This window comes from Thermogemmatispora onikobensis (assembly GCF_001748285.1).
Lineage (GTDB): Bacteria > Chloroflexota > Ktedonobacteria > Ktedonobacterales > Ktedonobacteraceae > Thermogemmatispora > Thermogemmatispora onikobensis.
Genome location: NZ_BDGT01000012.1, coordinates 99216 through 109799 on the forward strand (window position 1 = coordinate 99216; position 10584 = coordinate 109799).

Annotated in this window: 7 protein-coding genes; 2 read left to right on the plus strand and 5 right to left on the minus strand. The window is 61.0% G+C overall.

Features of this window, described 5'->3' with window-relative positions; genetic code table 11:
• Positions 1–247: 247 nt before the first annotated feature.
• From BGC09_RS22810 to BGC09_RS07740, 4 genes are all read right to left on the minus strand, one after another.
• Positions 248–913, minus strand: a complete 666-nt coding sequence (locus tag BGC09_RS22810; RefSeq protein WP_176728871.1) for a TolB family protein — start codon at positions 911–913, stop codon at positions 248–250.
• 434 nt (positions 914–1347) lie between these two features.
• Positions 1348–2706: a hypothetical protein gene (locus BGC09_RS07730; protein ID WP_069803307.1), complete on the minus strand. Its 1359-nt coding sequence runs from the start codon at positions 2704–2706 to the stop codon at positions 1348–1350.
• Between the two features lie 118 nt (positions 2707–2824).
• Entirely contained in the window at positions 2825–3169 is a 345-nt protein-coding gene (locus BGC09_RS07735; RefSeq protein ID WP_069803308.1) for a hypothetical protein, read from the minus strand.
• Positions 3170–3576: 407 nt separating this feature from the next.
• Positions 3577–4317: a hypothetical protein gene (locus BGC09_RS07740; protein ID WP_069803309.1), complete on the minus strand. Its 741-nt coding sequence runs from the start codon at positions 4315–4317 to the stop codon at positions 3577–3579.
• A gap of 563 nt (positions 4318–4880) precedes the next feature.
• Between BGC09_RS07740 and BGC09_RS07745 the strand changes: the two genes are divergently transcribed.
• A complete protein-coding gene (locus BGC09_RS07745) occupies positions 4881–5132 on the plus strand; it encodes a helix-turn-helix domain-containing protein (protein WP_084658121.1) in 252 nt (83 codons plus the stop codon).
• A 29-nt stretch (positions 5133–5161) separates the two neighbouring features.
• Here BGC09_RS07745 and BGC09_RS07750 read toward each other — a convergent pair whose 3' ends face one another.
• Positions 5162–9172, minus strand: a complete 4011-nt coding sequence (locus BGC09_RS07750) for an Eco57I restriction-modification methylase domain-containing protein (RefSeq protein WP_069803311.1) — start codon at positions 9170–9172, stop codon at positions 5162–5164.
• A 410-nt stretch (positions 9173–9582) separates the two neighbouring features.
• Here BGC09_RS07750 and BGC09_RS07755 point away from each other — a divergent pair.
• Positions 9583–10584 (plus strand): serine/threonine-protein kinase (locus BGC09_RS07755; protein ID WP_176728872.1); only part of this gene is annotated, 1002 nt, incomplete at its 3' end.

Here is a 10584-nt window from a genome sequence, read left to right on the forward strand (position 1 = left end):
CGTTCAAGCCAGGAAAGCAGCTTGCTATGAAAATGGTAAAGAAGAAGAGAGAAAGATGTTAATAGTATGATGAATGATGGTGTAGCGTGATGCATGAGAGAAGATGGAGATAGTGCAGGATAATACAGGTGAGAACGATAAGAGAAGCAGGCAAGGAAAATGCTGAAAAGGAGTATGAAGAAGGCCAAAGATGCAACGCGGGCATGCTGTCGAAGAAGAGCCGGCTGAGAGGCTGGCTCTGTCGGCGTCAAGGGGTCAAATGTTGCTGGGTCATCCAGGCGGAGACGGGGAACTGATAGAGGGTCCGCGTGCTCACCTGGGTGGCGACGAGCAGGCGACCGTCGGGAGACCAGGCAGGAGCAAAGAGCTGACCTTGCCTGTACGAAGAGGAGAGCTTGTACGATCGGCCTGAGCCGTCGGTAGCTTGCAGGAAGAGATAATCTTCGCTCTCGTAGGTGCCGTGGCGGCAGACCAGCCAGCGGCCACTGGGCGACCAGGCGACTGGTTCACTATCGCTGCTGGGGAGAGGGAGACGGCGTAGCCAGCGGAGCGTTGGCAGGCCACTGGCGCGCTGCACAAGCTGGTAGATAGTGATGGTGCTGGCCTGATCGATCACGGCGAGCTGGGTGCCATCCCAGGACCAGCTCGCAGCTGTGGCGTAGATGGGAACGGGCAGCGGGAGCTGATGACCTTGCAGGTCGCTCAAAAAAAGCCTCTCCTGATTATGAAAAACGATAAGGGCAATCAGTGGATAGCGAGGATTGGCATTGATGAAGAGCGGAATATCAGAAGAGGAGAGAGAGAGACCCAGAGGCGCCTGACTTTGATAGTGCAGGTGACCGGCGCTATCGATGGAGAACCACAGGTAGTGGCTTTCAGCCCGGTCGAGGCAGACCAGACGGTCGCCCGACAACCAGCTGAAGGTGGGACCGGGCGGGTCTAAGTCGCAGAATGCGTCAGCGTTCCATAAGCTGGCAGACTGGCCGTCGGGACGCAGGATTCGCACTTGATGGGTATCTAAAACGGCCAGCCAGTGGCTGCTAGGGGACCAGGCGCTGAAGAGGAAGGAAGAAAGGAGACTGTCGGACCCGAATTGTTGCCACTGTGCCTGAGAAGTATTGCTGCACGATAGTAGTAATAAAGAGAGTAAGACACCAGATAAATAGTATATGAAGATGTCAAGGGACAGGAGGGCCAGCCTCTGACACCTGACTTCTGGGCCAGCAGCTCGCTCCTCAAGAGCAGGGGGAATGGACTGCGAGGAGCGGAAACGCTGCCTGCGCTGCGGGGTGAGCCTGGAGGGCAGGACTCTGTGATTGTTTCTGATCATGCGTAGCCTCCTTATGCTTAACCTTCGGTGCCCCTGACAATGATAAGCGGCGCGATCAGTGGAGAAGCTCCCACTGGGTTAGCGATAGCAAGCTCAACAGTCACTTCTTGCTTGATAAAGGCTTCCGCATCTGAAAGATCATTATAATCACTGGGATAGTAGATTTGAGCGAGCAGGCCGGTAAGCTTGGAGCGAGGGCTGAAGATTGTGGCGCCATCGGGTAGGGTGGGGATAGTGTTGATGACAGTGACAGTTTCTTTGATGAAAGCCTGTTCAAGCATGCTTTCCTGACCAACAAGTCCCTTGTCGCGCGCCTGCTGGTCGCCGTAGTTGATGCTAGCGTTATGGGCTTGCCACCAGGCGGCCTCGTTCTCGGCGCGTTTGCCGTTCTCTTCATTGGCTTTCCAGTGGGTAATAAAGTTCATCCAGTTCTGGACGCGAGAATTCTGGGCCGGCTGGTGGTAAAGGGTGTTGTAGGCGGCAAAAAACTGGTCCTGGATCAGAGCGAAGTCAGTAAAGTCCCAGTAGCCTCCATGTTTGCTTAAGCGGCGAGAGCTATCCAAATACGTCCAGAAGTCTATTTCAGCCTGGCCGTAACCTGGGGCGAAGGTGCTGTAGAAATCCTCCAGAAATTGCTTTCTCAGGCTGGGGTTGGCCCGGAGAGCAGCGAGTGTATAGGTATGGGATTTCTCGCCAGGACGTAGAGGAGGGAAGGTAAGCGTGCAATCTTGATCGTTGCAGGGGGGGCAGTGCGAGGTAGCTGTCTGGAGGCTCAGGCTTAGCTGGGTCAGGAAATAGCCAAAGCTGCCCTTGGGATCAAGGGGCGAGGGCGGCAGACTTGGGAGCGGCTCCTGATCAGGTCCATTGCTCATCTGAAGCTGATAGTTGCCGAGCGTGGCCGCGACGATCTGCTCTAAGGCGGCGTTGATGCGCTGGTTATCGCTCTGGGGATCAAAGGCGGCTGAAGGATGCTGCTGTCTGTTCTGCCAGTGTTGAATGGTGCTCTGTACTTGGGAGTCCAGGTCGTCGGCGCTTCTCTCGCTGACTTGAGAGGCCAGCAGCAGGCGCCCGACGAGATCGCCTGGTATTCTTCCGGCAAGCTGCCGGCCACTCTCGAAGAACTGGCCGAAGGTGTCAGCCAGGGCATCTGCGCCGGCTCCCTGCATGAGTGGCCGACCCTTGTTGTCCTGGCCTGTGAAGAGTGCCATGAGGGTATCGGCGCAGTTCTGGGCGCAGGTGACGTGCGTGTCATTCAGTGATGCCACCTGCTGGCGAAAGGCGCGCAGCGGGCCGATGATCTTCTGCTGGATGTGCTCTTCAAGTTGAGCAGGGTCTTCACTGTCACGTTGATCCAGAGTGGGGGGAGCAGTAAGCACAGGAAACCTCCTGCAGATAGCTCATGAGAGGCCAGGGCTTGACTGGGGAGCCTCCAGTCTCAAGCAGCGATCTGGCCTCTGACTGCTTTACTGACCGTGTCACGAGCCGGTGCGGTGACTAGCGATAAGAGGCCGGCTGAAAATGCTCGCCCATCTGGCGATCGAGCTGGTCAACGAAGTCGGCGGCGACAGACAAGGCATAGGCCAGATCGGTGAGCCAGCCATAAGAGGCGCACAGGCGCTGGACATAGGGGTCCAGGCAGGTGCGCATGACGTCAGCCCATGCGGGATCAACCTCATGGTTGAGCCAGTCTTGTAGCTGGCGCCAGGTGGTGTCATGCTGCTGGGAGGCGATGCTGACCTCGGCCAGGATACGAGCGGCGGTCTGGCGCATCTGGGAGGGAGAATAGACCACCAGATCGGAAGAGGTATCAGTTGATCCAACTGGCTTGATATACCCCATAGATGCTTCTCCTGTGCGGTACCTGATGGACGGAGGCGATCCGATCTTCCTCGGGAGAAGGGATTTTCATGGGTATTTCTCGTTCAAGCTGAGAAAGCAGCTTGCTATGGAAATGATAAAGAAGAAGAGAGGCAGATGTCAATAGTATGAGAACGATGAGGGGGAGTGATGTGCTGAGAGAAGATGGAGAGGACACAGGAGGGATGCAGGTGAGAACGGTGGGCGAAGCAAGCAAGGCAACTGCTGAAGGGCACGAGAGAAGTGGGGGCGAGGGGAAAAGGGCGATGGGCTGTGACGGCTGGTGCGTAGCCGCTTCCCATCGCCCTCTGTCCAAGGGATAGAGAGGTCCAGGGACGAGATAACCCGCGGAATCGGAAGGGAAACACTGGGATGGATGGAGAAATCTGCTAGGAACTGGTCGCCTGCTGACTCCCTGACTCGGCCTCCTGAGTGAGGCCGCCCTCCGGCTGCAGGAAATAGTGCCCTTCAACCAGGCTGCCGTCGGGACGGACATGGATGAGGCCGCGATAGTGGCCGTGCGCCAGGGTCAGGCCCATGGGCAAAGGCTGCAAGGCCCGCAATTTGACCCAGGGAGCTAACAGGCGTAGCCACTCCTGGGCCAGGGCCTGTGCCTCTTCTTCATCGGCGGCATAGAAGAGATAGAGCAGGTCCGAGGTGGCTCCGGCGCTGCTGGCCAGCAGCCAGAGCGTCTTCGGCCCTTCCGGCTCATCCTCGCCGGAGGCGCCGCTCGCCTGCAGCGCCGGCAGCGGCTCCGTATCTCCGCCGGCGCCGTCGCTCACCGCTAACCCGGCCCCAGCCTGCTCCTGCTCCAGCAGGCCGTCCTCCGTCCTGGACGGAGCTCCCTCTGTCACTGACAACGCCTCCGCCGGCGCTGCTCCCTGACCCTGACTGGCTGCCCGCTCCGATAGCAGGCTCTCGCCGCGCTCAAAGACCTCAAAGACGAGCTTCAGCGCCTGCTCCGGCCCCACCAGTTCGCAGAGCCGCTGGTGACAACGCTCCATGTTGCGCATCCGCGCCTCGATGAAGGCATGCTTCGACCAGCCGCTCGCCGGCGCGTAGAGCGCCCGCCGCCCGGCGATGTACTCATCTTCCAGCCGCTTGCGCAGCTCTGCGACTTCACTTCCCATCTCTATAGCTTCTCCTTTCTCTTCTTCTCCTTCTCTCGACCTGGCCTGGCCTGGCCCGGCTTGCTTCGCCTCGCCTTGCCTCGCCTGTCACTCGCCGCCCCTTGCGGGCTGCTCACTGTTTCCAGTTCCAGCTCTTAGTATAGAACATCTTTGAGATTTTTGCAATGCTTAGGGATAACTAGGAATGAAGAGAAGTGATTAGAAAGGAATAGGCAAGCAAACGGTAACGCTTGTTTTAAAGCGGCTTCGTGGCCTATACTTAGTGAGATATAGAGAGTGCACAAGAGTGCAGAGAGCGGAATGATAATGCATGTCCGTGCATGTAGTCACGGGGTCCATAAGGGACGAACAGGGCCTTAGCTAGCTATGAGAAGGGATATGGTAAGGGAGAAGATGCCCCAATCCTGGGGCTTGAGCTGAGGGTTCCCTGTATTATTTCGGAACACACGCTGTCTGCCTGTCATGATGAGAGGCTCTCTGCATTGCCTGTAAAATCACCCGTGGATACGAGGGACTTTCTCAGCCCGCATTCTTACTGTCTCAAGAGATAGAGGGTCACACACATGTGCGAAGGGTTAATGACTGCAAAAGAGGCTGCCGATTACATGCGTGTGAGTGTGCGCACCATCCGCGATTGGGTAAAGAAGGGCCTTATTCCTGTGGTGCCTGTAGGCGCCCAAGAGTATCGCTTTACGAAGAAAGACCTGGATCACTACATTGAGACACAGCGGCAGATTTGGCAACCGCGTAGCCGTCGCAGCAGAGGCCCGAAGGAAAAAGGCAACGACAGCACTCGCGAGAAACAAGATGCTTGAAGGCTGCCTGGTCATCTGACCAGCTTTTCTCACCACTCGCCGTAGTGGTAGGCGGTTTCCTCATCGATCAGGGTGCGCTCTGTCTCGTCGAGGGCGAAGAGGTCGTAGACGGCCTGGTTGAGGGCCGTTTCCAGGCGGACGATCTCGGCGGTGAGCTGTTCGATCTCCTGGCGACGCTCGGAGAGCAGGGCCTCCCAGTCGTCGCGCTCTTTGAGGGGGATGTCGCGCTTGAAGCTGCGGCGCAGCTCTTCGCGGAAGGCGTCGAAGGAGAGCGTCCACCACTCGCTGAGGCGCTCGCTCAGCTTCTGCTGGCCGGCGCCCAGGTCCCTGATGATGCGCTGGGTGGTGCGGCGCCGCAGGCTATAGCGCCGCCGCGCGACCTCGGTGAGCTGGCGGGCCAGGTTGCCGATCCTCTGCCGCTGCTCCTCGCTCAGCTCGGGAATGGGCAGATGCTCCACGTATTGGGTGAAGAGGCGGTACAGCAGGGCGCCACGGCGCTCTGCCAGAGGTTGCGAGGTATTTATGATAATGAACCAGATAAAGCGCGAATTAAGGATACCCAAAAGATCATAGCTGTCTGAAGGAATAAAATAGCCTGTGTTAGTGGTGTAGAGTCCCGCTTCTCCCCAGCTAAAGCGTGGTCGCCGGCAGATGTCAGGCCAGAAGATTTTCGTGGTCTCGAACTCCTGATAATAGTCAATCGCGTCTTGTATCTCGTACCAGCGGTATGAGCCGGGCTTACGGCCTGGCCAGGGGCGATGCGGGTCCCAATCTGCCGGGCGTGGCTCCAGCCGCTCGCGAAACTGTTCCAGGTGGGCCTTGATTGCCGGGTAGGCCTCGATGTCGATCCCGCGCCGGGCAAAAATCAGCCAGCGGCCCTCGTCCTCCTGATACCAGGGGCGCAGGTCCTCGCCGCGCACCAGCGGCTTGAGGAGGGCCGCGCTGTCCGGGTCGGCCTGCAGCAGGCGCTCGCGCGTCGCCGTATCCACAATGAAAGCCTCGTTCAGCCCCGTCAGCACTCCACGATACATACGTCCGGCCACCACCTCCTTGAGCGGGCGCCCCTGGGCCAGCAGGCGCCCGAAGAGGCGGCGCGAGGCATCGCTGCGCAGTTGCCAGCCGCTATCGGGCTGATCGCCGATCGTCACCGCAAAGCGCCGCTCCTCCAGGCGGCGGGCGAAATCCCTGATCCCCTCGCTGCGCGTGAAGACCGCCACCTGGGCCTGGCTGCCCGGCGTCGGCGGCGCCTTGCGCACGATCTGGATGGCCGGGCTGAGGTCCGGGGCATCGGCGAAGATGCGCGTATTGCCCAGATCGATCAGCTCCTCGACCGTCATCTGCGTCCGCAGGAGATGGCGCAGGGCCGTCGCATAATTGGCCCGCAGCCAGCTATTGCTACTGATATAAGCCAGGCGGCCCCCCGGGCGCAGCAGGCGCAGGCCCTGCTCAAAGAAATAGACAAAGAGATCGGCCTGCCCGTGGTAGACGGCGTAATGCTCCTGAAAGAATGGCTTATCCTCCGCCAGCTTCTCCTGGCGCACATAGGGCGGATTGCCGATCACCACATCAAAGCCGGCCCGTTCGCCGAGCGGGTGGCCATCGGGAGAGAAAAAGACCTCGGGAAACTCCAGCTCCCAATGGAAGAAGAGGCGGCTCCGGCGCAGGGCCTCCGCCGCATCCAGCAAGCGCAGAGCCTGCCGCTCATAGAGGGAGGCCTCCGGCTTCCCCACCGCATAGGCCGTCACCCAGCCCCACCAGCCTTCCTCGACCTCCACCCCATAGAAGAGGGCCGTCGCCAGATCCAGCACCCCCTGATACTTCGCCGTAAAATGGCTATGCAAGCGCGCGTAAGCCTCCTCCTGGCGGCGCACCTCGGCCAGCGAGCGCCCTTCCGTCCCCTCGATCTCGCTCACCCACTGCAGGGCCGCCCCCAGATCGTCGCGGAAGGTCGCATCTTCCAGCAGCACCAACTGCAGCGGCGCCGGCGTCTCCTCCGGCACCTCCCCATTCGATCCCGTCCCATCGCCGCCGTCCGCGCGTGCCCGCCCCTGCGCCGTCGGAGCCGACGCGCCCCGGGCATTGCCAGCACGAGCGCGGCCCCGGCGCCCATTGGAGCCAGGCCCTGTCTCCGCCGCCGTCGTCGAGCGTCCGGCCAGCGGATGGCGTCCCGCCGCCGCCTCGGCCAGCCACGACCCCACCAGAGCATTGCCCGGGCGCAGATGGTGATCCAGAAAGCTCAGCGGATACTCGCGGGCCGCCGTCGCCAGCCAGAGCGACAGCTTCGCCAGCTCCACCGCCAGCGGATTGGCATCCACCCCATAGAGGCACTGCTGCACCACGCGCCGCTTCCAATAGACCACATCCGTCTCGCCTGTCTTCTCCTCTGGCACGGCGCCCAGCTCCACCAGCGAGCGCGCCAGAAACTCCAGCGCCTCCACCAGAAAGTGGCCGCTGCCCATCGCCGGATCAAGCACATTGATCCCCAGCACCGCCGCAATGCGCTCCTCCTGCGAGCGTGCCCCGCGCAGCGCCTCAGCGAGGACCGGCTGCAGCGTGCGCTCCACCATATACTTGACCACAAAATCCGGCGTATAGTAGCTGCCCGTCAGCTTCCGCTGGCCGCTATCGGTCACCAGATAGACCTCGCCCGGCTCATAGCGGCGGGCGACGGCGCGGCCATTAACCTGAGAGAGCGGCACCACCTCGCTCGTCGCCTGCAGCTCGGCCATCGGCTCCTCGGCCACATAGAGCGTATACTCCAGCAGCCCCTCGTAGATCGTCCCCAGGTGGCGCTCCGACAGATCGCGGTAATCGATCAGCACCTTGCGGCTGCGATCGTGCGGATCGGGCGCATAGGCCAGCAGCTCCAGGGCCTGACAGAGGGCCTCATCGCCGACCGCAAACTGCTCCAGGAACGGCGCCTTCTGCGGATCAAAAAGGCCGCCGTCGAAGACACTGACCCCCATCAGGCGATTGCCCGCATGCAGGCTCTCGAAGAGCGTCTTCAAATGGGCCCAGACCAGGGCCACGTTGGGTAGCGCCGTCCTATCGCGCAGCAAGGTCGAAACCTGCTCCGCCAGCTTCCGCAGGCTGAAGCGCTTACTATAGATCGTCCCGCTCTCCACCGGCAGCAACTGGCGGGCCTCCGCATAGAACAGAAAGAGCAGGCGATAGAGCAGGATCAGCGCATGCTCATAGACCAGGCGGCGATTCTCTGGGGTAGGAGCCAGCTCATTGCGCGGGAACTGGAAGAGGCCCTGAGCGATCAGGCGCAGCGCATCGTAGACCTGCTCGCGCAGATTCTCGCGCACGCGCTGGACTGACTCGCCGCTGGCCGTCAGCAAGCGATCCAACGAGAGCGGATCGACGGGATGGAAGGCCGCAGGTCGGAAGAAGGCATAGAAATAGAGGAACTGCGCAGGATCGGAAGTCTCCAGCAGCTCGGGCAGATCGACCTCGTAGAAGACATCCAGCTTATGGGCAGTTGAGCGGTGATAGAGGCGCCACTTGCGGCCATTGGTCAGCAGGCCCCAACTCAGGCCGCTGTGGAGTAAATAAAAGAAGATCTGCCAGGAAGGATTTTTATTCGAGAAAGCCTCTGAAGCTGAGCGGGCCATCTGATCGAGGGGGCGGTCCCAATGCTTGGCATCGCCGACGGCCAGCGCCCCGCGCTCGGAGGCATGTTCATCGAGAGGAAGGCCCTGGCAGGCCACGCGCTCCGCCTCCGAAGCGAAGAAGACATAATCGGGTTTCTGCGTGCCGCCGGGCACCTGCAGCGACGGCTGCACCGTAAAGACGTGGCCCAGCGTCTCCAGCACTGGCTGAATCCACTCATGTTCCGTCTGAGCCTCATTGGCCGTCTTCTGCAAAGGGCGGAAGCGCTCGTAGAGGCGGCGCAGCTCCTCCTGCACGCGCTGGGCCCTGGGGATCAGCGCCTGCCACTCGGACTGAGTAGGAAGCACCTCATCGAGGAAATAGTCCGAAAAGAGGCGTTGATTATTATGGCGAGCGATCAGCGGCAACTGCCTTGTCTCGGGCACCTGACCAGACCCCCTCTTGCTCAGAACTGGCGACGGAGAGGCCGCAACGCCAACCAGCGCAGGCTTACAGCTTAGTACGTTACTATAGCACAACAGAAGCGCGGAGGCAAGAAGCCGACGCCGTCTGGTGGCGCTCGCGGAACGGGACCAGCGGACCTGGAGCAGCTGTCAGCGATGCTCGGGGGGCAGAGCGCTCTCGGGCTTCTTCCAGAGGAGAACTCGTATCGCATAGGCACATCTCGCAATGCGCGAAGAAACCTTCCTTGACAGGGAAGAGATGATCATCTATAAAAGCGGTAGCGATGGGAGCCGATCCTGGCTCCTGGTGTCACCGCCACAGCCGGCGAGCAACGGCGGGGCAGAGGCAGACGAGCAGACGGGTTGTTTATTCGAGAGAAAGGAGAGCCGAGATGGCCGGATGGCCAGGCCGGCGATTGGGCAACTACGAACTGGTGCAGCTGGTGGGGCAGGGGGGCTTTGCGGAGGTGTATCTGGGCCGTCATGTGTACCTGGGCACCATGGCGGCAGTGAAGCTGATCCGGGGCAGGCTGGAGAGATGGAAGGAGGTGGAGCAATTCAGGCAGGAGGCGCAGCTGATTGCGAAGCTGAGGCACCCGCACATTGTGAGGCTGCTCGACTTTGGCTTTGAGGGGGGACAGCCATTTCTGGTGCTGGACTATGCGCCGGGGGGAACGCTACGCCAGCGGCATCCGCGGGGGACGCGGGTGGAGCTGGGGCAAGTGGTGGCGTATGTGAAGCAGGTGGCGGAGGCGTTGCAATATGCGCATGAGAGGAAGATAGTGCATCGGGATGTGAAGCCGGAGAACATGTTGGCGGGAGAGCAAGGGGAGGTGCTGCTGAGCGACTTTGGGGTGGCGCTGCTGGTAAACAGCACGCAGGGGACGACGCAGGAAGAGCTGGTGGGGACGGTGCCCTATCTGGCGCCGGAGCAGGTGGAGGGGAGAGTAGGGCCGAAGAGCGATCAGTATGCGCTGGGGGTGTGTGTCTACGAGTGGCTCAGTGGGGAGCTGCCGTTTCAGGGGAGCTGGGCGGAAGTGCTGGCGCAGAAGGTGGGACGAGAGCCGCCGGGCCTGCGGGAGCGGGGGGTCGAGGTGGGAGAGGAGCTGGAGAGAGTGGTGAGGAAGGCGCTGGCGAGGGAGCCGGAGCAGCGATTTGGGACGGTGAAGGAGTTGGCAGAGGCGCTGGAGGAGGCCGTGAGAAGGGAGGAAGAGGCAAAAACAAAGACGCTGATCGAGAAGACGGAGCCGGTAGGGCCGAGGGTGGTGGGTGTGGGGGGCAGGAAGATCGGGCGGCGCTGGCTGCTGCTGGTGGGGGTGAGCCTGCCGGTGGTGGGAGGGCTGAGCTGGCTGGCCTGGGGGAGCTGGCAGGGGAAGTCTCCTCCTGTGCAGATG

Coding starts and splice junctions, on each gene's coding strand:
- BGC09_RS07735 (WP_069803308.1), bottom strand. CDS start 3,169: ATGGGGTATATCAAGCCAGTTGGATCAACTGATACCTCTTCCGATCTG.
- BGC09_RS07740 (WP_069803309.1), bottom strand. CDS start 4,317: ATGGGAAGTGAAGTCGCAGAGCTGCGCAAGCGGCTGGAAGATGAGTAC.
- BGC09_RS07745 (WP_084658121.1), top strand. CDS start 4,881: ATGTGCGAAGGGTTAATGACTGCAAAAGAGGCTGCCGATTACATGCGT.